At 47.3% G+C, this 26,136-nt stretch carries 36 protein-coding genes; 15 read left to right on the top strand and 21 right to left on the bottom strand.

The features are described 5' to 3' along the window. Positions 1-83: 83 nt before the first annotated feature. The gene (locus AB9H23_RS01235; RefSeq protein WP_370005050.1) at positions 84-605 is read right to left on the bottom strand and encodes a hypothetical protein; all 522 of its coding nucleotides are present in this window, start codon (positions 603-605) and stop codon (positions 84-86) included. 182 nt (positions 606-787) lie between these two features. Here AB9H23_RS01235 and AB9H23_RS01240 point away from each other — a divergent pair, with 182 nt between their 5' ends. After that, the gene (locus AB9H23_RS01240) at positions 788-994 is read left to right on the top strand and encodes a hypothetical protein (RefSeq protein ID WP_370005052.1); all 207 of its coding nucleotides are present in this window, start codon (positions 788-790) and stop codon (positions 992-994) included. A 56-nt stretch (positions 995-1,050) separates the two neighbouring features. Further along, entirely contained in the window at positions 1,051-1,386 is a 336-nt protein-coding gene (locus AB9H23_RS01245; protein WP_370005053.1) for a hypothetical protein, read from the top strand. Positions 1,387-1,400: 14 nt separating this feature from the next. On the opposite strand, the gene AB9H23_RS01250 is transcribed toward AB9H23_RS01245, so the two are convergent. Then, the gene (locus AB9H23_RS01250) at positions 1,401-2,084 is read right to left on the bottom strand and encodes a radical SAM protein (RefSeq protein WP_370005055.1); all 684 of its coding nucleotides are present in this window, start codon (positions 2,082-2,084) and stop codon (positions 1,401-1,403) included. A 227-nt stretch (positions 2,085-2,311) separates the two neighbouring features. Continuing rightward, positions 2,312-2,617 carry a DUF2769 domain-containing protein gene (locus AB9H23_RS01255; protein WP_370005057.1) on the bottom strand — a complete coding sequence of 102 codons (306 nt, stop codon included), beginning with the start codon at positions 2,615-2,617 and terminating at the stop codon, positions 2,312-2,314. 234 nt (positions 2,618-2,851) lie between these two features. Between AB9H23_RS01255 and AB9H23_RS01260 the strand changes: the two genes are divergently transcribed. The 3 genes from AB9H23_RS01260 to aqpM are packed head-to-tail and all read left to right on the top strand — an operon-like array spanning position 2,852 to position 5,334. Next, complete coding sequence (locus AB9H23_RS01260) at positions 2,852-4,351, top strand: DUF2193 domain-containing protein (protein ID WP_370005059.1); 1,500 nt, start codon at positions 2,852-2,854, stop codon at positions 4,349-4,351. A gap of 31 nt (positions 4,352-4,382) precedes the next feature. Then, positions 4,383-4,592: a DUF2180 family protein gene (locus tag AB9H23_RS01265; protein WP_147671048.1), complete on the top strand. Its 210-nt coding sequence runs from the start codon at positions 4,383-4,385 to the stop codon at positions 4,590-4,592. Position 4,593: 1 nt separating this feature from the next. Next, complete coding sequence (gene aqpM, locus AB9H23_RS01270; RefSeq protein ID WP_370005061.1) at positions 4,594-5,334, top strand: aquaporin AqpM; 741 nt, start codon at positions 4,594-4,596, stop codon at positions 5,332-5,334. A 319-nt stretch (positions 5,335-5,653) separates the two neighbouring features. Here aqpM and AB9H23_RS01275 read toward each other — a convergent pair whose 3' ends face one another. The 7 genes from AB9H23_RS01275 to AB9H23_RS01305 form a co-directional block, all read right to left on the bottom strand. Beyond that, on the bottom strand, positions 5,654-6,085 hold the full coding sequence (locus AB9H23_RS01275) for a hypothetical protein (protein WP_370005063.1): 432 nt from the start codon (positions 6,083-6,085) through the stop codon (positions 5,654-5,656). Positions 6,086-6,171: 86 nt separating this feature from the next. Continuing rightward, positions 6,172-6,651: a hypothetical protein gene (locus AB9H23_RS01280; protein WP_370005065.1), complete on the bottom strand. Its 480-nt coding sequence runs from the start codon at positions 6,649-6,651 to the stop codon at positions 6,172-6,174. Positions 6,652-6,656: 5 nt separating this feature from the next. Continuing rightward, the gene (locus tag AB9H23_RS01285; protein ID WP_370005067.1) at positions 6,657-7,517 is read right to left on the bottom strand and encodes a C39 family peptidase; all 861 of its coding nucleotides are present in this window, start codon (positions 7,515-7,517) and stop codon (positions 6,657-6,659) included. A gap of 403 nt (positions 7,518-7,920) precedes the next feature. Further along, positions 7,921-8,073 carry a hypothetical protein gene (locus AB9H23_RS01290; RefSeq protein ID WP_255503767.1) on the bottom strand — a complete coding sequence of 51 codons (153 nt, stop codon included), beginning with the start codon at positions 8,071-8,073 and terminating at the stop codon, positions 7,921-7,923. 38 nt (positions 8,074-8,111) lie between these two features. Further along, positions 8,112-9,293 (bottom strand): MFS transporter, encoded by a 1,182-nt coding sequence (locus tag AB9H23_RS01295; RefSeq protein WP_370005069.1) that lies wholly within the window; start codon positions 9,291-9,293, stop codon positions 8,112-8,114. 137 nt (positions 9,294-9,430) lie between these two features. After that, complete coding sequence (locus tag AB9H23_RS01300) at positions 9,431-11,290, bottom strand: glutamate synthase-related protein (RefSeq protein WP_370005071.1); 1,860 nt, start codon at positions 11,288-11,290, stop codon at positions 9,431-9,433. A 9-nt stretch (positions 11,291-11,299) separates the two neighbouring features. Then, positions 11,300-11,968, bottom strand: coding sequence for a tributyrin esterase (locus AB9H23_RS01305; RefSeq protein ID WP_370005073.1), 669 nt, complete (start codon positions 11,966-11,968; stop codon positions 11,300-11,302). A 149-nt stretch (positions 11,969-12,117) separates the two neighbouring features. On the opposite strand from AB9H23_RS01305, the gene AB9H23_RS01310 reads away from it, so the two are divergent. Then, positions 12,118-12,666, top strand: a complete 549-nt coding sequence (locus tag AB9H23_RS01310) for an ArsR family transcriptional regulator (protein WP_370005075.1) — start codon at positions 12,118-12,120, stop codon at positions 12,664-12,666. 113 nt (positions 12,667-12,779) lie between these two features. Here the strand turns inward: AB9H23_RS01310 and AB9H23_RS01315 are convergent, their stop codons facing one another. Then, positions 12,780-13,001 carry a hypothetical protein gene (locus tag AB9H23_RS01315; protein ID WP_147671043.1) on the bottom strand — a complete coding sequence of 74 codons (222 nt, stop codon included), beginning with the start codon at positions 12,999-13,001 and terminating at the stop codon, positions 12,780-12,782. A 161-nt stretch (positions 13,002-13,162) separates the two neighbouring features. Here AB9H23_RS01315 and AB9H23_RS01320 point away from each other — a divergent pair, with 161 nt between their 5' ends. Beyond that, positions 13,163-13,543 carry a hypothetical protein gene (locus AB9H23_RS01320; protein WP_370005077.1) on the top strand — a complete coding sequence of 127 codons (381 nt, stop codon included), beginning with the start codon at positions 13,163-13,165 and terminating at the stop codon, positions 13,541-13,543. A gap of 144 nt (positions 13,544-13,687) precedes the next feature. Beyond that, positions 13,688-14,254 carry a zinc dependent phospholipase C family protein gene (locus AB9H23_RS01325; RefSeq protein WP_370005079.1) on the top strand — a complete coding sequence of 189 codons (567 nt, stop codon included), beginning with the start codon at positions 13,688-13,690 and terminating at the stop codon, positions 14,252-14,254. A 69-nt stretch (positions 14,255-14,323) separates the two neighbouring features. Here AB9H23_RS01325 and AB9H23_RS01330 read toward each other — a convergent pair whose 3' ends face one another. From AB9H23_RS01330 to AB9H23_RS01345, 4 genes are all read right to left on the bottom strand, one after another. After that, entirely contained in the window at positions 14,324-14,800 is a 477-nt protein-coding gene (locus AB9H23_RS01330; RefSeq protein WP_370005081.1) for a hypothetical protein, read from the bottom strand. A 73-nt stretch (positions 14,801-14,873) separates the two neighbouring features. Next, positions 14,874-16,001, bottom strand: coding sequence for a TIGR04083 family peptide-modifying radical SAM enzyme (locus tag AB9H23_RS01335; protein WP_370005083.1), 1,128 nt, complete (start codon positions 15,999-16,001; stop codon positions 14,874-14,876). 8 nt (positions 16,002-16,009) lie between these two features. Beyond that, complete coding sequence (locus AB9H23_RS01340) at positions 16,010-16,162, bottom strand: TIGR04165 family Cys-rich peptide (RefSeq protein WP_321211717.1); 153 nt, start codon at positions 16,160-16,162, stop codon at positions 16,010-16,012. Positions 16,163-16,164: 2 nt separating this feature from the next. Then, positions 16,165-16,314 carry a hypothetical protein gene (locus AB9H23_RS01345; RefSeq protein ID WP_370005085.1) on the bottom strand — a complete coding sequence of 50 codons (150 nt, stop codon included), beginning with the start codon at positions 16,312-16,314 and terminating at the stop codon, positions 16,165-16,167. A 55-nt stretch (positions 16,315-16,369) separates the two neighbouring features. Between AB9H23_RS01345 and AB9H23_RS01350 the strand changes: the two genes are divergently transcribed. Beyond that, the gene (locus AB9H23_RS01350; protein ID WP_370005086.1) at positions 16,370-16,924 is read left to right on the top strand and encodes a heme-binding protein; all 555 of its coding nucleotides are present in this window, start codon (positions 16,370-16,372) and stop codon (positions 16,922-16,924) included. Between the two features lie 13 nt (positions 16,925-16,937). Next, on the top strand, positions 16,938-17,681 hold the full coding sequence (locus AB9H23_RS01355; RefSeq protein ID WP_321211720.1) for a SagB/ThcOx family dehydrogenase: 744 nt from the start codon (positions 16,938-16,940) through the stop codon (positions 17,679-17,681). A gap of 50 nt (positions 17,682-17,731) precedes the next feature. Here AB9H23_RS01355 and AB9H23_RS01360 read toward each other — a convergent pair whose 3' ends face one another. Continuing rightward, the gene (locus AB9H23_RS01360; RefSeq protein ID WP_370005088.1) at positions 17,732-18,748 is read right to left on the bottom strand and encodes a pseudomurein-binding repeat-containing protein; all 1,017 of its coding nucleotides are present in this window, start codon (positions 18,746-18,748) and stop codon (positions 17,732-17,734) included. 123 nt (positions 18,749-18,871) lie between these two features. Here AB9H23_RS01360 and AB9H23_RS01365 point away from each other — a divergent pair, with 123 nt between their 5' ends. Next, positions 18,872-19,048 (top strand): hypothetical protein, encoded by a 177-nt coding sequence (locus tag AB9H23_RS01365; RefSeq protein ID WP_300479643.1) that lies wholly within the window; start codon positions 18,872-18,874, stop codon positions 19,046-19,048. Between the two features lie 103 nt (positions 19,049-19,151). Here AB9H23_RS01365 and AB9H23_RS01370 read toward each other — a convergent pair whose 3' ends face one another. Continuing rightward, on the bottom strand, positions 19,152-20,138 hold the full coding sequence (locus AB9H23_RS01370; protein WP_370005090.1) for an ATP phosphoribosyltransferase: 987 nt from the start codon (positions 20,136-20,138) through the stop codon (positions 19,152-19,154). 75 nt (positions 20,139-20,213) lie between these two features. Next, positions 20,214-20,723, bottom strand: coding sequence for a nitroreductase family protein (locus AB9H23_RS01375; protein ID WP_370005092.1), 510 nt, complete (start codon positions 20,721-20,723; stop codon positions 20,214-20,216). An 87-nt stretch (positions 20,724-20,810) separates the two neighbouring features. Between AB9H23_RS01375 and AB9H23_RS01380 the strand changes: the two genes are divergently transcribed. Then, positions 20,811-21,035 carry a TIGR04165 family Cys-rich peptide gene (locus AB9H23_RS01380; protein WP_048174901.1) on the top strand — a complete coding sequence of 75 codons (225 nt, stop codon included), beginning with the start codon at positions 20,811-20,813 and terminating at the stop codon, positions 21,033-21,035. 138 nt (positions 21,036-21,173) lie between these two features. Here AB9H23_RS01380 and AB9H23_RS01385 read toward each other — a convergent pair whose 3' ends face one another. From AB9H23_RS01385 to AB9H23_RS01395, 3 genes are all read right to left on the bottom strand, one after another. Then, positions 21,174-21,629 carry an NUDIX domain-containing protein gene (locus AB9H23_RS01385; RefSeq protein ID WP_370005094.1) on the bottom strand — a complete coding sequence of 152 codons (456 nt, stop codon included), beginning with the start codon at positions 21,627-21,629 and terminating at the stop codon, positions 21,174-21,176. 67 nt (positions 21,630-21,696) lie between these two features. After that, a complete protein-coding gene (locus AB9H23_RS01390; RefSeq protein WP_370005096.1) occupies positions 21,697-22,767 on the bottom strand; it encodes a sensor histidine kinase in 1,071 nt (356 codons plus the stop codon). Positions 22,768-22,806: 39 nt separating this feature from the next. After that, positions 22,807-23,820 (bottom strand): B12-binding domain-containing protein, encoded by a 1,014-nt coding sequence (locus tag AB9H23_RS01395; RefSeq protein ID WP_370005098.1) that lies wholly within the window; start codon positions 23,818-23,820, stop codon positions 22,807-22,809. Positions 23,821-23,888: 68 nt separating this feature from the next. Between AB9H23_RS01395 and AB9H23_RS01400 the strand changes: the two genes are divergently transcribed. The 3 genes from AB9H23_RS01400 (at position 23,889) to AB9H23_RS01410 (ending at position 26,133) form a co-directional block, all read left to right on the top strand. Next, positions 23,889-24,071 carry a hypothetical protein gene (locus AB9H23_RS01400; RefSeq protein WP_370005100.1) on the top strand — a complete coding sequence of 61 codons (183 nt, stop codon included), beginning with the start codon at positions 23,889-23,891 and terminating at the stop codon, positions 24,069-24,071. A 95-nt stretch (positions 24,072-24,166) separates the two neighbouring features. Continuing rightward, positions 24,167-25,048: a CBS domain-containing protein gene (locus AB9H23_RS01405; RefSeq protein ID WP_370005102.1), complete on the top strand. Its 882-nt coding sequence runs from the start codon at positions 24,167-24,169 to the stop codon at positions 25,046-25,048. Positions 25,049-25,230: 182 nt separating this feature from the next. After that, positions 25,231-26,133, top strand: a complete 903-nt coding sequence (locus AB9H23_RS01410) for a deoxyhypusine synthase (RefSeq protein ID WP_370005103.1) — start codon at positions 25,231-25,233, stop codon at positions 26,131-26,133. The last annotated feature ends 3 nt before the right edge of the window (positions 26,134-26,136 follow it).

The raw sequence follows: 26,136 nt of genomic DNA on the forward strand, positions 1-26,136 counted from the left end.
AGAAAAAGTTTGACGGTATTTATTAAATAGTTAATGAATGGAAAATGAAAAGGTATTTCTCCAAAAAAATAAAGTGGAGATGTTTAAGGTGCAGTGTTGTGTTTAACTGCGGTGTAGAGCAGGTTTATTGAGTATGCCCCGTCTTCTGTGAATGATGGCACCACGAGTTTCATGTTTGTTGTCCAGGTGGTAGGTGTACCTGATCCCTGGGCTGCCTTGTTCATGTTGTCGTATATCTTTATCGGTGAGGCGTATGGAATCTGGACATAGTTGTTGGCAACGTTGCTGTTTATTGTAAGGTTACCTACACCAATGATATCTGTTGCAGTTCCGCTTCTAAGTGCTGAATCAGTTGCATTGACATATAGGTCGATCTTAACGTTACCAGTGTTCTGTATCGTGAAGTCAGGGCTTGTACCTGTGGTTCCTGCACTTACTACTCCGAAGTTAACGTTAGGCACTACTATTGAAATGGCCTCTGGCACTGTGACGGTCACTGTCTGTGTTGCCGTTGCCGCATAGGATGGTGAGCTGTATGCACCGAGTGCCACCACAAACATCAGGGCAACCATAAGCGGGATTACACCCATTATTTTTTCCCTCATATTGTATCACCAGTAATTTTTAGATAAAATTAGTTGTCACAGCATACTATATAAATCTTTCGAGATTTGGTGACAGTGGAAACATATAATTAATGTATTTGTGACTATTTTCACAAAATCAGGTTGAGGTGTAGATAAGGGTCGTTGAGTATGTGCCAGGATCCGTGTAAGGGGGCACCTTTATGTACAGGCTGAGCTGGACACTCCGGGATCCCCACAATCCAGAATATTTCATTATCTCCTGGTTGGATTTTGTAAATGGCGTCGGGCTGAGACCTGGTGTACTGAACTTGAAATTGGAGAGGGGTATTTTGAGTGAACTGTTAGCGGTATTCACAAGGTCATCTGATGCCCTCACAGAGAGGGTATCACCAAAGGCGAGTATGTAGTCGACGGTTGCTGTTACAGCGTTCGGGTAGCTCCTCTCAATCCCATCGGGGGTACAGTGCCGAGGCTGATGGTGGAGGGTTCAACGGTTACTGATGACCCCAATGAGAGTGGCTGCACCACACCCCCACGGGGAGTTGAGGTGTTATTCACTGATGAATTGTTTTCTGTCTCATTGACCGCGGCTGCAGTGAAAACACCCATAACCAGCAAGAATAATGCCATAACCGGAATCATCGCGTTTCTCATAAGATCCCCAACCTACTGTCCATATAAAAGCGGGACCATTTATATATTTTTTGATTTTAATCGCAGAGGAGCACATCTGATGGAGCATCACCTGTTCAGATGCCTCAAATGGGAAATGCTATCCATGACATCCAAAAACATCTGATGAGTATCGCCTGTTCAGATGTGGTCAAGGACCATCCTTCTCCTCTTATGCCTCCGGAAGTCCAGTGACGTTGAGACACTGCTGAGGTACTTCCTGCTTATCTCCGCAGCCCTCAGTATTTCATCATCTCCTGGCCTCCTGGCACCCAGGCTGTTGTTGTAGCCGACATAACCTGTTATTCTGTAGGGGACGTCCCACTCTGAGAGGAACTCTGCTATTTTTTCAATCTCATCAACATCCACGATTCCAGGGACAAGGACAGTTGAGACCTCCAGTTTACCTGAACCCGCGAGTTTCTCTATGCACTCAAGAACCGCCTGGTTGGATCCCCCTGTGAGCTGCACGTGTTTCTCATCATCGAGTGCCTTGAGGTCAACGTGGACCTCATGGAATGCGCTCTCCCTCAGGATTTCCCATCGTGTGCCGTTGGTTGAGATGGTCACATGGAGGTCCCCGCTGAGGGCCTCTGTGAGTTCAGGCAGGTCCATCTGCAGTGTGGGCTCACCACCTGCTATGAGCACCCTGTCTATACCCTCCTCTGAACTGATCTTCAGGACCCTGTCTGCTATTCTCTCTGCATCGTACTCCCTGCAGCTCCTTGGGGTGAAGAAGCAGTACCTGCACCTGAGGTTGCATGTTGGAGTGAGCACCGTTATGATGTCGCTTACAGATATGTGTGATAGCTGGATATCCTTCACCTCGGGTATAATATGATCACTTACATGGGTGACTCATCCTTCATGGCTTCTGATGAGTCTCGGGTATATTATGATGTCACTTACAGATATCTCCGATGGCTGAAAAATTTCAACCCAAATTTACGGTTTATTGATGTTTTGGTATATATGTGGCGGTCCAGATCTGACATTTCTGACCATTTTTCCACACCATGAAACCAACTTCATTATACATCTATATTACGAATTTACCTTTCTCTGACACAGAAGTACTCAGATACCTCATCCTCAGATAACCTGTGCTCACGCCAGACCTCACACCCACTGCAGAGGCATTCATCATGGGGATCTATATCCCTGCAAATGGCCTCACCTGTGGAACAGTAGACCCCTGGAACCCGGTCGGTGTCCATGCGCATGGCACTGTCAAGGTCCTGCTGGGTTATGAGGAGCATTATCTTCTTCTTATCTGCCACGCACTGACTCCTGCTCTGGACGGGACACTCGAGGCAGAGGCACCTTCTGATGTTTTCCATACTGAAGTCAACCGGCATGCCATCACCGTAGCTGTATATGTGTCTGCTGCCACTTCATCTTTACCCCCAGCTCCGAAAAATTTTAATTAATAATCATGATAAACTGAATTTTTTCCAGAAAACAACATTTATTTAAAACTTTTGTCTTGTAACTTTTAGAAAGTGATATTAATGAAGGTGATCTATTTAATATTGGTAGAATGTGGTCAACCGGGGACTGATCCGGGAGACATTTCTACCGAAGGTGATCTAATGGCTGAGTTATATGAGAAAATGGTAAAAGAGGCCATGATGGCCCAGAAAGCCGATGTGGAAACCATAAAAAAGAACAGGGGAAAGGAGTTTAAAATAAAGGATACAAAGGCCTACCTGGACGTTGTGCAGGACATGAAGGCTGTGGGAGAGCAGAGCGAGGCGGTGATAAACCTGCACAAGGACTCAGTGAAGGCCCACTATGAGATACTTGACAGCCTTACAGACACCATAAGACCGGAGGATGACCCCTTCGTTGAACACTACCAGACACCCGTGGTCCTGGAGATACTGAGGGACGAGGACACTGAATTTGAGAAGAGCCTTGAGGCATTCATAGATGCAATAGGAAGGGCAGAGGCCCTCATAGGAAGGGAGGCAATAAGAAGGTATGGGGGATTCTATGGACCAACCTGTGTGGTTGACTTTGCCCTCATGCCAGGAAGCACAAGCAACGTGGTGAACAGGATCCTCAGGGAGACAGATATACCTGAGATGCACAAACAGGCGATCCTCTCAGCAAAGTCATGGGGTATGAACACCTCCTATGGTATTGGAGAGGTATTCGCAAATGAGATCGAAAACGGGGCAACCGCTGCAGAGGCGGCAGAGAAGGAAATAGAAATGGTGAAATACATCTACCAGGAACCTGTTGAGGCACAGGCAAAACTCATGGACGATCATGGACACGAGTCCTTCGATGTGAGGGAGTACATGTCCCGCTACAGGAAGGAGATGGAGGGGACGGTGATGGCCGCCATTGATGATGGGGTGCACTACGGCAACATACTCACGGTGCCGGCATACTGCGTCGGTGACATATCACACCACATAGCCCAGTCCACCTACAACATGTGCAAGGATGATGTGGTGATGGCCATAATCGAGGCAACAACCGGGGTTATGGAAAGCACACTTAACAGTGCAGTCAGCTCATTTAGGAGCGAATATGATGTGCTGAGCCTTGCAACAGGTTCATCTGCATGTGCAGTTGAGTACATACTTGAACTCGACGGATTCAATGCAATCGGTGTTGTTGACCTCCTCACCAAGAGGTTCCACAACTATGTCCAGTTATATCCCACAAGGGGGGCTGCAGCAGAGCTCCACAACAGTGACTTCATGGACATGATATACCGTGGATGGACCCACCTGGATGAAGCAAGGAGGATGCTCAACGGAGGAGAGGGTCCACTTGAGCCAATGGTCGCTGGACATAAGGTTGACCTCTCACCGATACATGAAAACGAGGTTATAATGAACCCGCAGCGCTACACATACCCTGCCTGCGCAATAACCGTGAGGTTCTCAGCCCTCATGAGACTTGCCGATTACCCATGCCTCCTTACAAGTGAACCTGTAACAGCAACCCTCATGACCAACATAATCGCACTCCATAAGGAGAGCGCAGCATCACCTGCAAGGACCTGTAAGAACTGCGCAGCGGCAGCACTGGTGGACTTCAGGCACAACCACTGCCAGTGGAGAGAGGCTGTATAGCCTTAAAACACTTCTTTTTTCGGGTGATGGTATGAAATGCTATGTATGTGCAGAGCAGGGAAAGGACACCGATGCTGTGGCCATATGCATTGTCTGTGGCATGGGCCTCTGCACAGAACACGCAATACGCGAGGAAACCGAGGTATGGAGTGGCGGCTACCCCTTTCCGGCAGAGAAGGTTGGGGGTACCCTTCCAAGGATACTCTGCCCCTACTGCTACAACGTTATGAAGGAGGAATAGCATGGTATCCCTTACAAAAAGGTGCATCGCCGAGTTTATAGGGACCTTCATTCTTGTGTTCTTTGGTGCAGGGTCAGCCGCGGTAACACTGATGATAGCCTCTGGCGGCACATCCCCCAACCCATTCAATATTGGAATAGGGCTCCTTGGGGGACTCGGGGACTGGGTTGCAATAGGTCTCGCCTTTGGTTTTGCAATAGCTGCCAGCATATATGCCCTGGGAAACATCTCGGGCTGCCACATAAACCCGGCAGTCACCATAGGGTTATGGTCTGTTAAGAAGTTCCCTGGACGTGAAGTCATACCCTACATCATCGCACAGCTCCTTGGAGCTGCATTCGGGAGCTTCATATTCCTCCAGTGTGCAGGTATCAGTGCAGCCACCGTTGGTGGGCTGGGGGCAACAGCACCATTCCCGGGGATAAGCTACTGGCAGGCAATGCTTGCAGAGATAGTTGGTACATTCCTCCTCATGATCACCGCAATGGGTGTTGCCGTTGATAGGAGAGCCCCCAAGGGCTTTGCAGGGATAGTTATAGGGCTCACGGTTGCCGGTATAATCACAACACTGGGCAACATAAGTGGAAGCTCACTGAACCCGGCACGTACCTTCGGCCCCTACCTCAATGACATGATCTTCGCAGGCACTAACCTCTGGAACTACTACCCCATCTACGTCATAGGCCCCATTGTGGGGGCGGTTCTTGCAGCACTCACCTACCAGTATCTCACATCGGAATAACCCAACTTTATTTTTAGGAGATAAAATATCATAGACTAACAGGTCGTGTCGGTAAGTTAGGGAAGGCCTTTTTACTGAAGGTTAATTTCCTTTAGAATGGCGGTACTTTAATACCGCCACCCACAATGTGTACGATAATAACGCCCTTCTGAAGGTTCAAAGATGAGATGGGGGCATCCATTGCCCCGGGAACCCCCGTACACTGTCCCGGCAAACCATGTAATAAACCTTCCACCAGTTAAACTCCTCACCATGCCATTCAACCCTCATCTTTAACCGATACTTTTTTTGCTTGCTGTATTTTAATGATGCTTTTTTCTCAATCTTTTGAATCAGTTACTGGTTTGATTATGGTTAACACTGTAAAGGCGATATATGCGGTGGCGGTTACTGTAAGCGCGACGCATGCGGTGCCCACAACATTTTTGTTGATGGGTGTTTCTGTGATGATGGCGTTTGTTAAACCTATGAGGTTGAATCCCAGTGTGAACAGGGCGCTGATCAGCAGTGTCCCGGTAAAGTCATGGTCATAGCATCCACCCGTGTCTATGATAACCCCCTTCAACCCAGTCATGAACAGCATAACAATGACATCTAAAATGAGAATATAGGCTGCTGAATCAACAGGGTCCCCCTGATACAGCATAGAAGAATAGGGCCAGTCATCCCCCTGCAGCCACCCTGATAGAACTATAGCCGCAGTTATGGCAAAAACTGCCAGTAACGTTAATATAAACCTTTTATATTTCATAACTTTTCTCCTCTTAAAAAAATAATTGGTTACTGTTGTATTAACTAGGAATGTTGGAGTGTTTTGTGTTCCATGTGTTTGATGTATCAGCTGTTTATTTTCTCAATGTAGACGACTTTTATCAGAGGGAGTTCTTTATTTTTGAGTTCAGGTGTGGTTGTGTCCTCTGCAGGGTAGAAGTATTCACCATATGCTTTTATATGGTCCCCCTTTTTTATTGGGGTTGTTCCGGCGTAACTTAGGAGTATGTAGTCTGGTGTGGTGTTGATCTTGAGGGCAATGAAGGTTTCCTGTGGTTTGACACCGTATGATTCCCCCTTTTTATACACTGTTCCCTCAACCCAGACCTTCTGACCGTTGAGGGCGTATGGATCCTCCCTTGAAGTGGAAAGGTCAAGTGCACGGCATTCCTCCTTATATTTCACGGCTTCGGCGCCTGTTAAGGGTTTAGCGAGATCATCCCCACTGGATGGAAGGGGAATACCTGCTATAAGAAGCTCACTCACCCCATAACCCACAAAAAAGCCAGCAAGCAGACCAAGAATCAGAAAATGCCTTCTATCCATACTTTTCACCTCTTAATGGCTATGACTCTTAGTTCATAGTGCGGATCATAGACTCTGTACCAGCCCCATACTTCTCTGTAAAGTGGAAAAGTTCCAAATATTGTATGTATACCCCCTACAACCTCTTTGTGCCACCCACAGACCCACCGATATTCTACACGCACGTATACTTTCCTGTATTCCGTGTAGCTTGTGTGATATCTTCCTTTTATGTTTTCAATTTCTTCTGGCGATGGTTCTTCTGTGGTGTTTTCTGAGAGGTTATCTCCTGTTCCGTCCGCTGATGTGTTGTTTCCACTTATAAGTAGTGCCATACCACTGTATTCATCTTTAAATTCTTCAAGTGGTCTTGATATCTTCCCGAGGCTGGGGTCTGCCAGTGAAACTGTCTCATTATCCACATCTCTTATGACACTGTAATGACCGTCCATGTAGACTATCATCCCAGGTTTCAGGTTTTCTACAGAAACCCTCTTTGCGACTGCATTCACGCCTTTGGCCTTTGCTGCTTTGATGAGTCCCTGCATTGTTGTTCCGTCTTCTGTGGTTTCGGCGAGGTCTGCGAGCTCATCTTCGGTTGTGTTTATTCCGAGGTTCTGGAGTAGTGTGGCGAGTGCTGCCGGCCCGCAGGTGTAGTTCCTGGTCTGCATAACCACTCCTGTGGTGTCGGCTGTGATGTTATCGTCTATGGTGAACTCTGCTGGATCCGTGAAGTTCCCTTCAGGGTTATCTGCTGTGGATAGTTCCATGGGATCGGTGGGGCTGCTGCTGTTATCCTGCGGGGTTTCTGCGGCCGCAGCAGCGTTAAAAGATACCGTGAGTGTGAGGAGGATCAGCAAACCCCAAAGACACGACTTTCTCATCATTATCACCACCATAAATTGATAATAAATCTATAAGAAAAACTCATATATATATTACGGTTCACTTTTAATGTATTAACAGATGAAGGATCTTTCAGCATCACTCGGCTGGACTCTGGTGATAATCAGCAAATAGATATTAAAATTCTCAGAGAATCCCCCCAGTGACCATGCTGCCCCTTGAAGTACTGGACTGTTATATTGATATTTCCAGTGTCTTTTTCCGGATTTGATGTTATTGGCTCTTTTTCTCATGTAAAAGGCCGATGGCTGAGTGTCTCAATTTATTTTTCTGGTGTTCAGCCTTGGGATTTTTACTGAAATCAGAAAATAAGGTGTATGTTCCCTGGAGATTCAGGGCATGGTAATTAACCGAATTATTATCCTGGAGACATGATTTCAATAACTAAAGGTTCCTTTTCATGGTAGCGAGCTGTTCTTCCCTTCTCTTGAGGCGTGTTGATAGGAGGAAGATGGTCATGGCGACAAACACAAGGAGGAGGAATGAATACCTGTAACCACCGGTTCCTCCAATGGATGCCACAACACCCCCAATCATGGCACCACCCACCAGCTGACCGGCACTTGAAAGTATATTCAGGAGGGCCTGGCCGGAGGCCCTGTGTTCAGGGGGGCCTCAGAAAGCATTATGTACCTCAGGGGGGCCCCTATAACTGTTATGAGGCCAAGGCCCATGAGAACCTCTGCCAGTATGAAGGGTCCCAGGGTGGATGATAGAAGGGCCATCATCAGGCACCCTGTTATAAGTATGAGGCTACCTGAGACCATCACGGTCCTCGACCCCACCCTGTCAAGCAGGAAACCGATAACAGGTGCCCCAAGGGCCATTGTCATCACAAATGGAAGTAAACTGAAACTGGCCATTGATTCTGATAGTGAAAGGGCCAGGAGGGCATAACTTGGTATGAAGACGATGGCCGACTGTGACAGGCCATTACCTGCGGATATTGCAGTTGCAATTCTGACCTCCCTTTCCCTCAGGAGGTCCACCTGTATTATGGGGTCCCGGGCACTGTTTTCAACACGCCATAGGATGGGTAGAAGTGCCATGGCGATTAAAAGGGGAAGTGACACGATTGGTCTTGTGATGCTTCCCGGGATATCTGCTGTGTCAAGCTGGTTTATGCCAATGGCCAGTGACGTGACAAGGGCTGCGAGTATGATGGTCCCCAGGACATCAAAACCACCCTCATCATCCTTAACCGTGACGGGGAGTATGAAGAATCCTGCTATAACAATGATGGCTGCCACCGGGATGTTGATGAGGAACAGCCACTCCCACCCGTAGGGGAGTATGAAACCTGCAAGCACGGGCCCTGCTATTGATGAGAAACCGAATACCGATCCGATGATACCGAGCGCCCTTCCGCGGCTCTCAGGGGGGAAAGTGTCCCCTATGAATGCACTTGCAACAGGGAAGATACCCCCAGCACCGAATCCCTGAAGTGATCTTCCGAGGATAAGAAGGGGGTATGATGGTGATAGTGCTGTTATGGCGGATCCCGCTGCAAAGAGGGTTATGTCAAGGATGTAAATGTTTCTCCGACCGTACCTGTCTGAGAGCTTTGCCATGACAGGTGTTCCCACCATGAAGAAAAGTATGTATGATGCAAACATCCAGGATGCAAGGCGGGGGTCCACATGGAATGATTTCTCGATTGCAGGAAGCGCCGGGCCGATTATTCCTATATCCAGCGCCCCCATGAAGACCCCTGCAAAGAGCAGCACCAGTATAATGTTCCTGCTTTTTGTGTCCATGTGAAATATTCAGTGTTCAACTGATAAATCCTTTATCAATTTCAGCGGGAAAAGAAGGTTTCTTGGAATTTTGTGGTTTAGGGATTGTGAAAAAGAAAGTTTGGGGATTTTTGAAAAGGAAAAGGTTTCAGCGAATTTCACTGGTTTATGAGTTTAAGTCCCGTGATCTCCGCTGTATTGGTGTCCAGTGCACGCAGGTCATCGGGGCTGAATTTCCTTATATCGTCGTGGCCTGCAAGCTGTGCCAGCATCTTGGCCTCCTCGGTCATGGACTTTATGTAATTGGCAACCCTTCTGGCTGCAAGGTCCACGTCCATCCTTTGCCTGAGGACAGGGTCCTGTGTTGCCACACCAACAGGGCACTTACCTGTGTAGCACATGCGGCAGGCACGGCATCCCATGGCGATCATTGCACCTGTACCGATGTAGACAGCATCTGCACCCATTGCCATGGCCTTGGCAACGTCGGCACCGCTCCTGATACCACCGGTTATGATGAGGTCAACCTCATCCTTGAGACCGATGTCATTGAGACCGTTAACTGCCTGCACAAGGGCTGCGAGGGTTGGAACACCTGTATGCTCTATAACAACCTCAGGTGCAGCACCTGTTCCACCCTCCATTCCATCAACTGAGATCACATCTGCACCGGCCTCGGCGGCGATCTGGACGTCCTCGTAGACCCTTCCAGGTCCAAGTTTGACAACGATCGGCACCCTCCAGTCGGTGACCTCCCTGAGGAGTTCTATGTGCTTTGCAAGGTCTCCCTCCCTTGTGGCGTCAAGGAAACGGGCAGGGCTGAGGGCGTCTGTTCCTTCGGGTATTCCACGGATCTTTGCAACCTCAGGGCTCACCTTCTCTGCCAGGAGGTGCCCACCCATTCCTGGCTTTGCGCCCTGACCTATCTTGACCTCTATTGCATCTGCCACGTTGAGGTAATCTGAGGATACACCGAAGCGGCCGCTGGAGTACTGTACCATAAGGTTATCTGCAAGTTCCCTTTCCTCAGGTAGCATTCCACCCTCACCTGTGTTGGCGCAGGATCCCACGAGGGATGTGCCCTTGGCCATGGCCAGTTTGCTCTCCTTGCTGAGGGCACCGAAGGACATACCTGCGATGAGCACAGGTGTCTGGAGGACCAGTGGCTCCTCTGCGAACCTGTCACCCAGCACCACGCTGGTGTTGCAGGGCTCCCTGTACTTGTCAACTGGGGGAATTGATGCCTGGGCAGGGAGTATTATTATATCATCAAAGTTTGGCAGCCTCCTCTCTGTACCGAATCCCCTGAGGACATATTTACCTGCCTTGGATGTGTACCTGATATCTGCGATTGTCCTCGGGTCCCATATGCTGCCTGCACCGGTTGGCAGGAGAACAGGACATGCTGCAAGACATGACCCGCACATGATACACTTGGTCTTATCGATCTCGGCATGGTCCTCCACAATCTCTATGGCGTCTGTTGGGCAGACGATTTCACAGGTACCGCAGAATACACAGAGCCCCTGTGTTGCTGCTGCAAGGTCTGATGATGGTGATGATGGTGTTATTGAGCTTGTACTTGGTTTTTTGATTTCAAAGCCCCTCTGGATGTCGTTCACGTACTCCATAACGTCGAGGGCCTCTAGGCATCCCTGTTCACAGGCAGCCACACATGCAGGTGTATCCCCTGGCTTTTCCATGCACTGCTGGTCGCACTTAACCATCCCATCCTCTGTGTAGGTTATGGCACCTATTGGGCACATGAGCATGCAGAGTTTGCAGCCCACACATGACTCCTGGTTGATCTTCACTGCACCGTTTTCCCTCTGGATGGCATCCCTGAAGCATCCCCTTGCACATGACGGGTCAACACACTGCTGGCATACGATTGCATGGTATCCTGTGTCCATCTTGTTGAGGAATATGGCACTTCTTCCGAGGACCTCCTCACAGGCCTCCACACACTTGTTACAGCCATCACATTTTTCAGGTTCCGTTAAGAGTATCTGCACCATTTAAACCACCTAACCGTAGAATGGACGTATCTCCTTGCGCTGTATTTTTTTGAATTCCTCTGGAGAGGCGTCTATTGAGTATCTGCTGAAGAGTGAGGATAACTTGTCCAGGTCGTCCCTTTCAGGGTCCATGACCTTTGCATTGGTTCCGGTTTCGAAGTCTCCACCAACGTATATGTTGCCGCCTATTATCCAGTCACCTATATCCTTACCGGTGTCACCGGTTATTATGAGGTCTCCGCTCAGCATGTAGAGACCTGCAAGGTCACCTATGTCTCCATCGATTATGATCACACCGCCCTTGTTGAGCTGCCCGATTCCGTCACCTGCGTCTCCATGGACGACTATTGTTCCGTTGTAGGTTCCGAAACCCACACCATCGTCTGCATCTCCGTGGACGATTATTTCCCCCGCGGTCATGTTGTTGCCAACGTATCTCCCGGTTTTTCCATGAATCTCTATCTTTGGTCCGTGGTTGAGGGCCCCAACGAAGTCACCGAACCTTCCACTGAGGATGAACTCTGCCTCCTCCCTTATCCCCACAACAATGGAGTCAAGTTCAGCGTTGCTCTCTATGCTGAATTTCTTTATGTTCTCCCTCAGCCCTTCCTTTATCTTCCTGTTGATGTCCCTTGTTGAGAGATCATCACCTGCGATTTTCATCTCCTGAACAGTCATCTAACATCCCCTGTTGTTTAATGTTCTTTGATGAACATTTTCCACATGTGATAATTTAAGGATTCCCATTTCTGGAAATCAGACATATACAATTATATATTATAATGAGATTACTATCTACTATACTGAGATCTGTAAATGGTGATGGTATGAAGACACTTGTGAGTAACCTGCGGGGAAGGTGCCTCTTTGATGTGGCTGTGAAGGCCCAGATAGATGGGCTGATATCGGTACAGACAGAGGACTTCAATGACACATGTCTCGAGAAATTCATAAAGGGAGGTATTATTCGGGTTGAAGGTAAAAACCCCATTGAGGCCGCCAGAAAGATAGCAGAGGTCATAAGGGGGGCTAAAAAGCATGGGGAGGTCTATGTTGCATTCGATGGAAGTGACCTTGGAGGTCTACTCTCATTTTTAGCCCACCGTGAGGGGGTGGATGGTATCTACACGTGCTTTGGGGATTCTGCGGTGCGTCTTCCCCCACTGAAACTTGACATATCCGATACCAGGCTCAGGATACTAGAGGTCCTTGAGGAGGAAAGCCTCAACGCGGTTTTAATTGCAAGGAAGGTCGGCATTTCAAGGGCTATGGTCTACAAGCACCTATCAGGTCTGATGGAAATGGGACTTGTGGAGCAGTCCCAGATGTTTGATAGATACTCCATTACCGATGCAGGTAAACTCGTTATAATCTAAGAGAGTTTATAAGTACAGTTTTACAAAAAAGGAGTTGGTTTAATGTGTTATAAATTGGTGCTGTTTTACAAAAAAGGTTGGTTTGAAGGTTGCGGTTATTACCAGAAAAATGTTTATTCCATGGGGTATCCAACCCTGAGCCTGTAGGACGCCCTCTCACTTATAAGCACAGTACCCGGCACAAAGAAGTCATCGAATTCCGCAACCTTCTGCTTCATACAGGGCTTCAACTCATCCTTGCTGGCATAGGAAGCACATTCATCACTCTCCAGTATACCCTTCCTGACAAGTTCAATGTACCTCATCTTCAGAGTTTCATCATCAAGAACGCTCATCATAATCACCAATATCTACTATATTCCAGCAATATATATATTTTTTGCAGTGCAATCTCCATGAGGTATAAGTATTTATACTACATTGGACAATACTATATACAATGTTCAGAAAAATAAATTTCTGGCATCATGATAAAAAAAGAGTTAAGGGGCCTGAAATGATTAAAAGACCTTTAAATTACAGTAAAAATGAGGATAAATATTCCATAATGTTAAAAACGGTTGTTGAACACCTCAGAGATCAGGGATACGATTTAAAGGTGAATAATGGTAAAAAGAAACTCAGACCACGTATGCTGAAGGGGTTCCTGCCTGATGTCCATGCCCTTAATGGCTCCGATGAAATTGTAGTTGAGATAAGCACCGATAATAGTGATATAAGAAAATGGAGAAGATTTGCATACACCGATGGCATCAGGTTCTGGATAGTTGCACCCTACCCAATTGCAGATTCTGTGAAAACCTGTGTTGAGACATTTTCAATACCTGCGGAGGTTTACGCCTGTAACGGTACCATGAAACTCAAGCGTGTACTGTAAATTTTTTATTAATAGGGGTGTTCATCATAAAAAGTTAAGCTTCACCATAAATTTTTTATTAATTCACACGGTATCTCGCAAAAGGTTTATATGTGGAGAACATAACTATTTCTATAAAAATTCCCTGATTACTGTGAGGTTGAGATGAGGTCTATTTTTATAGCCGCGGTTCTGATTCTTGTGGCATTGCAGATTCAGGGGGCATCGGCTTGGTCTGTAAAGAATCACCATGATATTGCAGGGGGGGTCTATCATGCAATGCCCTCTGATGTTCAAAACCGTCTGAGCCTTGATGAGATGAAGAATGGAGCAGACGACCCTGACACGGTTTTTTTTGATTTTGAATATCACGTATATCCATATAACCTTGAAAAGGCCAGGTTCTGGTTAGATCAGGGGAAAATCAGCTATGATTCAGGTAACTACAGTTATGCCAGCTACTGCTATGGTGTTGCAAGCCACTATATCTCTGATGGCATCTGCGGTCCACACACCTCCCCTGGATCCAGCAGGTACCTCCACACAGTCTATGAGATACGTGCAATGATGCTTGAACCTGTACTGGTCCCTGTCTCTGATGACCCTGAAATGGAGGCAATGAAACTCTGGAGTTCCTGGGTTTCCGAGGGTGACGACTCATGCATATCAGGGGCACTTGACCTGGCATGCAGTGCATCATATAAGGAGATCATGGAGTCCATAGGGTCATAATACTGGTTTTTCTCAAATTTTGAGATTTTAGTGGTGTATGGGCCTAATGGAGCTGCTTTAATACTTGTTTTAGCCAAATGTTGAGGCTATCCAGTCACCTGTGTAGTGTGTTATCACTATAATCAGGATTGCCACCATGAGATGCTCACCAAGCACCCTCCAGAGGGGCGCATTCTGTGACCTTGCAATATGTACACTCAGGATACCCAGAAGTAGAAGGCCCCAGATGACTGACACTGCAATCGCAACTGTCAGGTTAAGTAGAAGAACAGGTAAGAGGAATGTGATGGCAAAGACGAATTTGCTCATGAACGTTGCAATGGTGGACTCCCACACCTCAACTTCGCTGTGCCGGTTCTCAGACTCCTCGGCGATGTGTATACCCATGGCATCAGAGAAGGCGTCGGCTATTGCTATTGTGAGCACACCCCCAATCACCGCAAGCCTGGAATGGGTACCTGAATGGAGTCCCACCATAAGGCCAAGGGTGGTTATTATGGCCGATGTAAGACCGAAGCTGAAGCCGGTCTTTAATGAGTGTCTCATGGGTTTATTAGTCCTTTTTAATCATACTATGCTGAAGCCGGTCTTTAATGAGTGTCTCATAGTTATAACTTTATTATTTCATCATTATATCCAGCACGCCAGGTTTTGATTTCTTCTTCTGCCCTCCAAGGATTCCAGATTCGAGAAACTCCCTGTTGGCCCTCCTGTTGATCTCAGTGAAGATCATCCGGTAGGCCTGGCACTGATGGTCGACACCATCTATCCTCCGCACTCCATTCTCGACTGTTATGGCATTGTATGGGCAGCCACCGAGGCAGTATCTGTAGAATTCACAGTCACCGCATTCATCATCAACCATTTTTCTCCACTCATAGAGGGACCTGAGGGCATCACTTTCATTGAGATCCTCCATGGTGGGCCTATCAGATACGTTACCCATTATGTAATCCTTCATGCCAACGAAGCGATAACAGGGGTATATGTCCCCGTAGGGGTCAACTGCAAAGGTATTTCCCACACAGTCCGCGTGTGTGCACACAACACCCCTGCGGAGAAAGGCGCTCTTTGCAAAGTGGGCAATGTTCTGTATTTCGATTTCACCAAAGTGCTCAAGGTACCTCTCAAGGAGGTAGAGGAGGAGATCCCCGTACTCCTCTGCGGTTATGGCCCACTCCTCAGGGTCAGGGCTCTTGAGGGAGGGGAGGGCCGGGTGGAGCTTCATGTTCATCTTATTCTCAAGGAAGAACTCGAATATATCCTCCTTTCTTCTTATGGAGTAGGAGGTGAATGTGCTTATGAAGCTCACCTTCAGACCGTGCCTCCTGGCTATCTCATAGCCCTTCATGGTTTTATCGAAGTAACCATCACCCCTCTGGTGATCATTTATTTCTCGGGGACCATCAAGGCTTGAGCCGATGGGTATGCTGTACTCTGCAAAGAGCTCAGCCAGTTCGTCGGTCATGAGCCAAAGGTTTGTCTGGATGGCAAATGCGGGTTTTAGAAAATCGAGTTCAGTGGATATCAGCTGCAGGGTTTTCCTGTAAAATTCGTAGCCTGCAAGGAGAGGTTCTCCCCCATGGAAGGTGAATGTGGCGGGTTCTTTCCTGAAATCCCTCAGCCATGAAACCATTTCTCTCACTGTTTCAGTGTCCATCACCTTTGAGTCCCGGTCAACACCCCAGCAGTAGCTGCAGTCGGAGGGACAGTTCATTGAGGGGATGATCATAACATGGAATGCCATTCCATCACCTAATCAGCGGTTTCAAATACATGGCCACACCTTTCACAGACGATTTCCTTCAGGGACGTCCTTGACTTGTGCTCATCCATGAATCTTCTCTTAACAACCTTGTCCCTGCAGCCGCACACAGGGCACTCCTTCAGAAACTCCTCCATCTTCATGTTCAGACCTCTATTATCTCTTCCACCACATATTTACCGCCACAGGGACACTCCTCTATTCTGTCTCCAATGTGGTAGGGTGGTGTTCTACCTTCAACTTCAAGGGTTCTCTTAGCCCTGCAGAGGTCACAGTAAGCTTCGACTATCCACATCATGTAACCTAGATATATATGGTCTGATATATAAGGTTGTAAGGGGGTTGTTTTTTTGACTGAGAGTCCAGATTATGAGGTTGAACTGGAGGACGGTGACTTTGAGATAAGGCGCTATCCAGGGTACATACTGGCACAGGTGGATGTTGAGGGGAACTTCAGGGATGCGATGCTTAGGGGATTTTCCATCCTTGCAGACTACATATTCGGCAATAACAGGCGCAGGGAGGAGATTCCAATGACATCCCCGGTAACTGGAGTCAGACTGGGGGAGAAGATACCAATGGCAGCACCGGTTACAGAGGAGAAACTCGATGATGAGGGAGTTTACAGGATATCGTTTACCATGCCATCATCATACACCCTTGAAACACTTCCAGAGCCCAGTGACACACGTATAAGGTTCAGGGCTGAGAAGAATCAGAGGTTTGCGGTCTATAAATTTTCAGGAAGGGTGAATGAGAGAATGGTGGAGGAAAGAACTGGTGAATTCAGGGAGTGGCTCAGAAAAAATTCCATAAAACCCAGATCAGGATTTATAGTTGCCCAGTATAACCATCCTGCAGTCCCCGGTTTCCTGAGAAGGAATGAGATCCTTGTGAAGATATAAGTGGGGGATTCTGATGAATGAGATTGAAAGGAACCGTTACTTCCTGAAGGATAGTATAAGGAAGAGGATAGATTTTTCAAAAACACCCCAGAGCATGGGTGTGGCTGCACCACCATTCGAGAAGCCATGGCGAGAGGATGCTGAAATGATTGACCTCCCGGTACTTGACTGGGCCGAAATGGTGGATGCGAATATTGTAAGCTGCATAAGAAACCGTAAGAGCCGCAGGAGTTACACTGACAGGCCCCTGAAACTTGAGGAACTTTCTTTTCTTCTCTGGGCCACCCAGGGGATAAGGATGGTTGCAGGTCACAGCGCCTTCCGCACTGTCCCATCAGCCGGCTGCAGGCACACTTTTGAAACCTATCTTGCGGTCTTCAATGTGGAGGGCCTTGAGGTGGGTCTCTACAGGTACATACCATCGGTGCACCGGTTGCTGGTGGAGTACCTTGACGATAACCTCTCCCAGAGAATAGTGGAGGCGTCCTTCAATCAGCGCTTCACCGGAGAATCCGCTGTGACATTCATCTGGACCACGATACCCTACAGGATGGAGTGGAGGTATGGTCTTGCGGCCCACAGGGTGATCCTCATTGACGCAGGACATGTCTGCCAGAACCTCTACCTTGCCTGTGAGGCCATAGGTGCGGGTACATGTGCGGTTGCAGCCTATGACCAGGAGTACCTTGATGAGGTGTTGGGGGTTGATGGTGTGGATGAATTCGCCATTTACATGGCGCCGGTTGGAAAGGTTTAAAAAATTGAAGTGTGGTGTTACCTTCACCTTATGAGGAGCCACTAAAAAAATTAGATTTTCACGGATGATGGTAGCTGCATTTTTTTACTGGATGTGTGGGTCCTTGTAATCCCTGAGTACATTCTGAGGAGGTCCCTGTAACCTATTATTCCATTTTCAAATCGTACATAATTCGGTGCCCTCAGATACCTTCTCATGTACCTGTTGACATCGGCTGCAAGTTTCCGGTATTGGGTCCTTGAGAGGTAACCATGGAATGTGCTCTTAACACCAGGATTTGAGGGTCCCCTTACCTTCAGGTATCTTATGGGCCCGTTCATGTAGTCTGTTACCATGAGAAGGAATGTCTCTGGTCTGTAACCATTGTAGGTCCTTTTGAGTTTTCTGCCGTTTTTCAGGTCAGTGTGTATTCCATCAGCCACACGGGCCATAACTGCAGGGTCAATGCTGTGGTAGGCTATGAGTTTGCTGTTGTAGAATCTCCCATTCTTCTGGGTCATCCCGGGGGTTTCATTCAGGATTCTCATGATCTCCGATGCTATGAACCGGCACTTTTCTTCCCAGGAGGCACCGGGACAGTCAATGTTTGGCTGTATGATCCTGACACCTGCGGAGGTGAGGAACCTGTAGGGGTACCTGATACCTGCAAAGTACTTGGTGGAGAAGTTATCGTCCCATGCCCTCCTCAGCATGTAGGTATTTTTGAGGTTGAGTTTCCCGGTGTTTACGAATATCACACCCTTGGATGTGGTTGCTGCAAGTTTAGCGACTTCCCTCATTGCCCCCGGGCAGGAGGCTGCAAGGTAAACCGCTACTCCACCCTGAGGAGCGCAGCTTATTGCACGGCAACCCTCACCAGGTTTCGGGGCTTTGGGGTCCACTGTAACATTGTGTTCACTTTCGTTTTCAATGCAGCTCTTGATGAGGTTGAGGTTTTCAATATCAGAGGAGCTGTTGCCTGTTATGCAGTCTGAGGTGAGGAATATATCAACTGCCGCCGCGCCACTGATATTCACTGAAAAAAGGACAAGGGCTGTCATGAACAGTATAATTCCCTTTAATTGCAAACTATCACCTTTATAAACCTCTATTCGCGGCCCTTTAAGTAATTTTTCAGGAAGATTTATATAAGATGAGGTTCTACATATTAAGCCCCGAATTTTTTCTTATAATCCATTAATGGTGATAATTTGGTTCCTGAGATAAAACAGAAGTGTTTGATCTGCGGTGAGCAGTGGATTGATGGGAAGGATACATGTCCATACTGCGGAGGCAAAAATAAGACTGCAAGTATAGATTCCAAGAATGATCTTGCTCTGCTGAGATCACTTAACAGCATCCTGAAAAAGGAGAAGGTTTCAGAGTAAACCTCTCAAACCTTTTTAATTTGTATATCTGAAAAAGAAAATCAGATAACCCATATCATGTACTGTTTTATGTTTTCCAGTACTGTTGCTGATGCTCTGAAGATTATCTTATGTACTGTTTCATGTTTTCTCGTACTATTGCTGATGCTCCGAAGCCCTTTATCTCTTCAAGCATTTCAGGAAATCTCCTTTTATCTATGAGGACGTTGATCTGTGAAAATTCCCTGCCTGGAACGACGGTCGGCTCATCTGAGCAGTACTCCATCTTCATGAGGAACTCAACCACATCCTCTGCCCTGTGGTTTGCTATGTTGAACTTAACATCAAAGTAGTTCCTGGCCTTGGTGGCGCCGTAGAGCTGTTTGAATATCATCTCAGCCTTTTCAAGTTTTTCACCGGTGCATGATGGTCCGGCATAGAGCCCTGCGCTTGATTCCATTATTGTGTCAATTATTTTGAGTCCAGCCTTTCTCAGACTGCTTCCTGTCTGGGTGTTGTCCACTATGAGGTCTGCACCCTTGGCGATGTAAACCTCGGTTGCACCATCAGAGTTTATTATCTGGACCATCTCATTGTCGCCATCCCTGAGGCCCCTTATCTGCACCACTGGTCTTGAGTCACCGAAGAGTTCCCTGTAGCCGGGATTCTTCATGAAAAAGTCCCTTGTGAGGTTGGGATACTCTGTGAAGCAGAGTATGGGTGTTTTCCTATTAGCATTTTTCAGGAAGAAGTCCTCCAGTGAGGTGTAGGGTTCCTCTTTGGGTAGGGCAACTATAAGCCTTGTCTGACCGTAATCAAGGTCCCCTATCTTTTTTATGGACTCATCGCCACTGTTTATGGATTCCTCACGCACCCAGTCCTCGCCGATTATTGCAATATCAAGCATTTCACGGTTGAGCTCCACCGGGGCACTCTGGGGCCTTGTGAGGTAAGCCTTTATTTCAGGATCGTTGGTGATCTCTATTTCGTTCTCTTCACGCCCGGGCTCGTAGCCCTTAACCTCATAACCGGCGTCCTTGAAGAGCCTGTAGGTGTTTCCACGGTTGACATTGTTTAAACTACCCTTGGGTAATCCCAGAACTATCTTCATAGTTTCACCTGTAATCAGTTGATGATCTTAACTTTTGCAAATCTTTAATTTCCAGTCACAATTAAAGTGATTTTCTTACCATTTCTCAGTATGTATCCTTTCAGGGTCAAAAAGGTCCCTTGTCCCGGGGTCCTCTGCAGGGTAACCTATTGGTATCACTGAGAAGGGTATAACATGGTCTGGAATCTGGAACAGCCTCCTTATACCCTCAACACGGTCTTCAAGGGGGTATACACCTGTCCAGACCGCACCAAGACCAAGGGAGTGGGCTGCAAGCAGTATATTCTGTGACGCAATGGAGCAGTCCTGCTCCCAGAATCCCGGGAATTTTTCAAGGCTGGTGTCACAGCATACTATGATTGCAAGGGGGGCATCCTTTACCATTGCCCCGTAGGGATGCACCTCTGGTATCTTCTCAAGCATATCCCTGTTTTTCACTACTATGAAGTGCCAGGGTCTCTGGTCAACCGCTGATGGTCCGCACATGGCCGCCTCCAGTATCTTATGGAGTATTTCATCTGGCACGTCTCTCTTGGTGTATTTCCTTATGCTTCGTCTTGTTTTAATTGCTTCGAGGACTTCCATTTTCCTCACCCTAAAACCTATATGGATGGTGACCTTTATATGTTGGAAGGTTCATAATAGTTCTATAGAATACGAACGAGTGATAACATGAGGGTTGAGGATTTAAAAAAGCCATGTCCTGAGTGCGGTGAAGTGGACAAGGACGTTTCAACGGTTAAATACCCCCAGAATAAGGAAAAACTGAAAGAGGCAGGCATACCTGAGGACCAGGAGATAGTTGGGGCCATAAAGTGCAGTAAATGTGGATATGTATTTGAGTACTGTGAAGGAGGAAAGTGCAGCATAGAGGTCAAGAGGGTTTCCATTGATTAGGAGATTTCAATCGGTGGATGTTTAAGAGACCTTCAGATTCATTGCCTTAGGAGATTTCAATCGGTGGATGTTTAAGAAGCCTTCAGATTCATTGCCTTAGGAGATTTCAATCGGTGGATGTTTAAGAAGCCTTCAGATTCAGTTCCTTCTTATGAATCCAAGAATATCCCTGAAACCTGACCTTTCACTTTTTCTTTCTACCTTTATGTCCTTCACAAAGTCGGCGAGCCAGTCTGCAAGTCTGTATTTCGAAAGACCAGCCGGTTCAACCCATGCAAAGCCCTCATGTTCGTGGCTCAGCTTCACATTACCCGAGGCCTTGCATCTGATTATGATATGAACAGCGTTTATTATCGGGAACTTCTGTTCAACAACCCCCATAACCTCACCGGGGGTTATTTCAAGGCCGGTTTCCTCCCTGACCTCCCTTTTAAGGGCCTCCTCAAGGGACTCGCCGGTACCCACCTTTCCACCGGGAAGCTCCCAGGTGGATGGATTGGTCTTTGAATTTTCAGATCTTTTGATTATGAGAACCCTTCCGTTATCATCCTCAATGAATGCCCTCACAGCCAGTATATAAACACTTCCCACCATAAAAATCCCTGTTTATGATTGGGGCTCTAAATATATAAACTGGGTATCGATTGCAATGTTTGCTGGGCTACTTCCAGTCCCTGAACTCAATTGAGAAACGGGTCCCACCCTCTGATTCAACTTTGAGGTTACCATTCAGCTGGTCAGTAAGGCTTTTTACAAGCTGCATACCCATACTGGATGTGCTCTGGAGGTCAAAGTTCTCTGGAAGACCCACCCCGTCATCTTCAACCGCAAGAATGTAACTGCCATCCCCTTTTTTAAATGAAACCCTTATTCTACCTTTTTTTCCCTCAGGGAATGCATGTTTGATTGCATTTGTGAAGAGCTCATTTACAATGAGTGCCAGGGGGACAACCGTGTTTATATCGAGTTCGGCCTCATCTATATCTGTCTCAAGGGCTATGCGGCCTGGATCCGATAGGAATGTCTGGTAGAGGTCCCTCACAAGTCCCCTCAGGTATTCACCGAAGTCCACCCTCCTGTGTTTACCTGAAGTGTAAAGCCGCTCATGAAGCATGGCCATTGCTCTGGCCTTTGACTGGGCCTCCCTGAAGAGCATGAGATCATCCCTATCCTTCACATACCTTGACTGGATATTGAGGATGCTTGAGATTATCATGAGGTTGTTCTTGACCCTGTGGTTTATCTCCCGTAGAAGCATCTCCTTCTCCTTGAGGGCTTTTTCCAGTTCCAGGTTCTTCTTTAGAAGTTCTCTTCTGGCTGCAGAGAGCTGGTTGTTGAGCCTTGTGAGTTCATCAAATAGTTCTTCCCTCACATCCCCACCAGCAGATGGACCCATTTCTGGTGTTTCAGGCAGCTCAGTATCAACAAGGCGGTAGATTTTTATCATATCCTCCTTTCTGGCCGCACCAACAGCGTAGATCCTTTCATCAGCCATGAAACCTGAAAAGTGGTAGGTCTTAAGGTTCTTTAAATTCAGTTCCCAGTTATAGGCGGCCCCCTTATCATTGATCTCCTGGATGAAAAGGGAGGCCTTTGCCTGGCTACCTATGTCCATGAGATCAACGAAGGATTCCATGGTCAGGGGTACGTCGGAGCCATGGTCTATTATCTTCTCAATGAATCCATCCTTCCTCAGGATAAGGAAAACACCCTCAGGTCCATTATTATTCATTCTATAACCTTCAATAGCTTAAAGTCTAAACAGAATCTTCTATTCTGTTTTCAGGAATTCTTCAGCCACCCTCACGGCGCTGGAGGCACTGGCGGCGTGCAGATCGGCTCCGACCTTCCTCCAGAGTTCAGTGTCCACATTGAATGGGTAGCCACCCACCATTACAGGGGGAGAATCATCCAGCTCCCCAAGTATTTTTATGAGACTTCTCACGTGTCCAACGTTGAAGGTCATGGTGGCTGATACAGCAACAAGGTCAGGCTTCAGTTCATCCACCATCTTCCTGAAATCCTCCGGTGGTGTGCTGGCCCCCAGGTAAACAGAATCCCAGCCATTGATTTCAAAGAAGTCACTGACCATCCTTATTCCTATCTCATGAAGCTCATTGTTAACGCATGCAGCAACAAGCTTGAGGTTCTTCCGCTCTGATGCCTGGTAGATGTAGGGGTAGAGTTCTGACATTATCATCTGCGTCACTGATGTTGCGTAGTGTTCATGGGCAACCGATATCTGGTTGGTCTGCCATAGCCTGCCGATTTCATGCTGGACAGGCTCAAAAACATGTAGGTATATGTCCTCAACATTCACGCCGGACTTCAGGGACGAGATTATGAGGTCCCGGGCCTTTTTTGCCTCTGTATTCAGAACAAGTTCAAGGTACTTCTCTGCAAGATCCCTCAGGGGCTGATCCCTGATGTAGCTTGGAGGTTTATGTTCCATTTCAAGTTTCCTGAGGGAACCTGAGATGTAACTGGAAGCAAGGGAAGCGGTTTCATCGTCCAGAATTTCCAGCATAACCTTTTCCATACTTTTAAGCGAACCCCTGAGGCACTCTTCAGGGAGCCCAAGGTTCCTCAGAAGGATATCGGCCCAGAGGACGTAGTCCTCAAAGAGTTCTGGACTTGAATTTCTGATGGCCTCCTCCAGGTAGTCCAGATGGTAATTTATGTCCTGTATGCACAGCTCCCTATCTTCAGGACTTACAAGCCCCCTCCCCTTAAGATCGTCATATACAGCTGATACAAGGGATTCCCTTGGGACATTGATCCCCATTAACAACACCCCAACATATTTAAGTTGAAACCTCAATAAGAGATTTATCATTTTTTGCAGTGTTAAATATGAAGTCATCGGAAGGTTTCAGAATAACTTCAACCACAGGAGAATGTCCGGAATGTGTCTACAGATGTGAGGTTGTCCTTGAGGATCTTGGAGAGATTAAGCTTTACTGCAGACACCCCATGGGGCCTGGTAGGCCAGCGCACTGCATATACTTTAAGAGGGATAGGAAAATCAGCAGATGATCAGCTTTTAGGATTTATAATTGACACAATATAAAAAAACATATTAATTAAAAATAATTATAATTATTATTCATAATAGATCATCAGGTGTTAAGATGCTTACCTCTGTTCAGAAGGAAATACTCCAGACACTCATCAACCTCTACAGGAATTCAAACGGCAAATCCATTAAGGGTGAGGAGATAGCAGCCATAATGAACCGCAATCCGGGCACAATAAGGAACCAGATGCAGTCCCTGCGAAGCCTGGGACTTGTGAAGGGCGTTCCCGGACCTCGTGGGGGATACAAGCCAACCATAAAGGCCTACCATCAGCTGAACATATCATCAACCGGAAGGGAAACTGCCGTCCCCATCTACAGGGGTGGCGAGAGAATCGATGACCTTTCGGTTGCAAAGATAGAGTTCACAAGCATCCCTGACCCCGGGGAGTGTGAGGCCGCAATAAAACTGGTTGGCAGCATAAGAAAACTTGATCTGGGGGATAGAGTGCGCATAGGCCCAACACCGGTTAACAAACTCATTGTTGACGGGGTTGTAGTGGGAAGGGATGATATGGACAACATAATCCTCCTTGACACCACCGCCATAAGGAGCATACCCAAGAGGACGGTTGAGGAGGTTGCAACCCATGAACTTGTGACACTCCCCCCTGATATCAGTGTGAAGGATGCCGCGGTTAAGCTGTCTTCACTGGGAATCGAGGGGGCCCCTATAGTGGAGGACGATGAGGTGAAGGGCATAGTGACCCTCAGTGACATAACAGCCTCCATAGCAGAGGGTACCGAGAACATGCCTGTTTCAGAGATAATGTCAAAGAATATAATAACGGTTAAACCTGAAATGATGATCTCTGATGCAATAGAAATCATGAACAAACACAATATAGGGAGACTGATCGTTACAGACAGTGAGGGTAAACTTTCGGGCATAATAACCCGTACAGATATCCTTGACAGCATAGCGGGTCTCGATTGAGACTTCAGTTTTTTCCTGATTTTAAGTAAAGATACCGCAAATCAGGATCCTATCGGAGATCTGAACATTTAGATATCTGAATATATATTAATGTGCAACAATTCTGTAGTTCTCTGGGTGCTCATGCAAGTTAACTGCATTTATCACTATAATGGGAAGTGTTACTTTTGAATGTAAATCATATGAATATAAAGCCCAACATGAAGGCAGGGGACCTTATAAGGGAGATGGGGCGGTCCGGGGTCCTTGGAGCTGGCAGGGTCCACAGGGCAGCAGGACTGCTCCGTGAGATGATTGATGACAGTGAAATGGCATTATTCATGAGTGTTGCAGGACCACTGGTGCCTGGCGGGATGAGGGGGATCATAAGGGATCTCATAGATCAGAAGGTTATATCAGCACTCATAACAAGCGGGGCTAACCTTACCCATGACCTCCTTGAGGCCTTTGGAGGGGCCCATTACAGGGAATATGGATTCGATGATGAAAGGCTTCATGAGGAGGGGATAGGCCGTATAGGTGACATATACACAAGGTCAGAGGACTTTGAGGTCTTTGAATCCAGGATGCAGGACATTTTCTCATCCATATTCAAATCAAAACCCCATATTTCCATTCAGGAGCTCATTGACGAGATAGGGGCACATCTGAAGGATGAGATGTCCATCATAAGAACTGCCCACCTGAGGGGTGTTCCCATCTATGCCCCGGGGATCATAGACAGCATGCTTGGCCTGCAGCTCTGGATGTACACACAGGACAACAGGGTATGCCTCGATGCTGTGAGGGATATGCACAGCCTCTCTGACCTTGTATTCAGCCATGAGAGGATAGGGGCTGTTATACTTGGAGGGGGACTTCCAAAGCATTACACACTGGCATCCACACTCCTAAGGGGTGGTGTGGATGCTGCGATCCAGATAACCATGGATCGAAGTGAAACTGGAAGCCTCAGCGGCGCCCCCCTTGAGGAGGCCAAGTCGTGGGCCAAGGCACAGGCTGGTTCGAATCTTGTAACTGTGATTGGGGATGCAACGGCCCTGTTTCCACTTATACTTTCAGCTGCACTCACTGATGGGGATTGATGG

It is taken from the genome of Methanothermobacter sp. KEPCO 2 (assembly GCF_041228365.1).
Classification (GTDB): Archaea; Methanobacteriota; Methanobacteria; order Methanobacteriales; family Methanothermobacteraceae; genus Methanothermobacter; species Methanothermobacter marburgensis.

What these genes read in the sequence shown, in the direction of transcription:
- AB9H23_RS01240 (WP_370005052.1), top strand. Translation starts at nt 788, where the DNA reads ATGTACAGGCTGAGCTGGACACTCCGGGATCCCCACAATCCAGAATAT.
- AB9H23_RS01395 (WP_370005098.1), bottom strand. Translation starts at nt 23,820, where the DNA reads ATGGGGATCAATGTCCCAAGGGAATCCCTTGTATCAGCTGTATATGAC.
- AB9H23_RS01330 (WP_370005081.1), bottom strand. Translation starts at nt 14,800, where the DNA reads ATGAGACACTCATTAAAGACCGGCTTCAGCTTCGGTCTTACATCGGCC.
- AB9H23_RS01390 (WP_370005096.1), bottom strand. Translation starts at nt 22,767, where the DNA reads ATGAATAATAATGGACCTGAGGGTGTTTTCCTTATCCTGAGGAAGGAT.
- AB9H23_RS01325 (WP_370005079.1), top strand. Translation starts at nt 13,688, where the DNA reads ATGAGGTCTATTTTTATAGCCGCGGTTCTGATTCTTGTGGCATTGCAG.
- AB9H23_RS01255 (WP_370005057.1), bottom strand. Translation starts at nt 2,617, where the DNA reads ATGCCGGTTGACTTCAGTATGGAAAACATCAGAAGGTGCCTCTGCCTC.
- AB9H23_RS01410 (WP_370005103.1), top strand. Translation starts at nt 25,231, where the DNA reads ATGAATATAAAGCCCAACATGAAGGCAGGGGACCTTATAAGGGAGATG.
- AB9H23_RS01405 (WP_370005102.1), top strand. Translation starts at nt 24,167, where the DNA reads ATGCTTACCTCTGTTCAGAAGGAAATACTCCAGACACTCATCAACCTC.
- AB9H23_RS01280 (WP_370005065.1), bottom strand. Translation starts at nt 6,651, where the DNA reads ATGGATAGAAGGCATTTTCTGATTCTTGGTCTGCTTGCTGGCTTTTTT.
- AB9H23_RS01285 (WP_370005067.1), bottom strand. Translation starts at nt 7,517, where the DNA reads ATGATGAGAAAGTCGTGTCTTTGGGGTTTGCTGATCCTCCTCACACTC.
- AB9H23_RS01385 (WP_370005094.1), bottom strand. Translation starts at nt 21,629, where the DNA reads ATGGTGGGAAGTGTTTATATACTGGCTGTGAGGGCATTCATTGAGGAT.
- AB9H23_RS01290 (WP_255503767.1), bottom strand. Translation starts at nt 8,073, where the DNA reads ATGATTGGGGGTGTTGTGGCATCCATTGGAGGAACCGGTGGTTACAGG.
- AB9H23_RS01355 (WP_321211720.1), top strand. Translation starts at nt 16,938, where the DNA reads ATGAATGAGATTGAAAGGAACCGTTACTTCCTGAAGGATAGTATAAGG.
- aqpM (WP_370005061.1), top strand. Translation starts at nt 4,594, where the DNA reads ATGGTATCCCTTACAAAAAGGTGCATCGCCGAGTTTATAGGGACCTTC.
- AB9H23_RS01375 (WP_370005092.1), bottom strand. Translation starts at nt 20,723, where the DNA reads ATGGAAGTCCTCGAAGCAATTAAAACAAGACGAAGCATAAGGAAATAC.
- AB9H23_RS01345 (WP_370005085.1), bottom strand. Translation starts at nt 16,314, where the DNA reads ATGTGGATAGTCGAAGCTTACTGTGACCTCTGCAGGGCTAAGAGAACC.
- AB9H23_RS01370 (WP_370005090.1), bottom strand. Translation starts at nt 20,138, where the DNA reads ATGAAGATAGTTCTGGGATTACCCAAGGGTAGTTTAAACAATGTCAAC.
- AB9H23_RS01310 (WP_370005075.1), top strand. Translation starts at nt 12,118, where the DNA reads ATGAAGACACTTGTGAGTAACCTGCGGGGAAGGTGCCTCTTTGATGTG.
- AB9H23_RS01265 (WP_147671048.1), top strand. Translation starts at nt 4,383, where the DNA reads ATGAAATGCTATGTATGTGCAGAGCAGGGAAAGGACACCGATGCTGTG.
- AB9H23_RS01340 (WP_321211717.1), bottom strand. Translation starts at nt 16,162, where the DNA reads ATGAAGATGGAGGAGTTTCTGAAGGAGTGCCCTGTGTGCGGCTGCAGG.
- AB9H23_RS01335 (WP_370005083.1), bottom strand. Translation starts at nt 16,001, where the DNA reads ATGGCATTCCATGTTATGATCATCCCCTCAATGAACTGTCCCTCCGAC.
- AB9H23_RS01300 (WP_370005071.1), bottom strand. Translation starts at nt 11,290, where the DNA reads ATGGTGCAGATACTCTTAACGGAACCTGAAAAATGTGATGGCTGTAAC.
- AB9H23_RS01380 (WP_048174901.1), top strand. Translation starts at nt 20,811, where the DNA reads ATGAGGGTTGAGGATTTAAAAAAGCCATGTCCTGAGTGCGGTGAAGTG.
- AB9H23_RS01295 (WP_370005069.1), bottom strand. Translation starts at nt 9,293, where the DNA reads ATGGACACAAAAAGCAGGAACATTATACTGGTGCTGCTCTTTGCAGGG.
- AB9H23_RS01235 (WP_370005050.1), bottom strand. Translation starts at nt 605, where the DNA reads ATGAGGGAAAAAATAATGGGTGTAATCCCGCTTATGGTTGCCCTGATG.
- AB9H23_RS01260 (WP_370005059.1), top strand. Translation starts at nt 2,852, where the DNA reads ATGGCTGAGTTATATGAGAAAATGGTAAAAGAGGCCATGATGGCCCAG.
- AB9H23_RS01400 (WP_370005100.1), top strand. Translation starts at nt 23,889, where the DNA reads ATGAAGTCATCGGAAGGTTTCAGAATAACTTCAACCACAGGAGAATGT.
- AB9H23_RS01275 (WP_370005063.1), bottom strand. Translation starts at nt 6,085, where the DNA reads ATGAAATATAAAAGGTTTATATTAACGTTACTGGCAGTTTTTGCCATA.
- AB9H23_RS01320 (WP_370005077.1), top strand. Translation starts at nt 13,163, where the DNA reads ATGATTAAAAGACCTTTAAATTACAGTAAAAATGAGGATAAATATTCC.
- AB9H23_RS01315 (WP_147671043.1), bottom strand. Translation starts at nt 13,001, where the DNA reads ATGAGCGTTCTTGATGATGAAACTCTGAAGATGAGGTACATTGAACTT.
- AB9H23_RS01305 (WP_370005073.1), bottom strand. Translation starts at nt 11,968, where the DNA reads ATGACTGTTCAGGAGATGAAAATCGCAGGTGATGATCTCTCAACAAGG.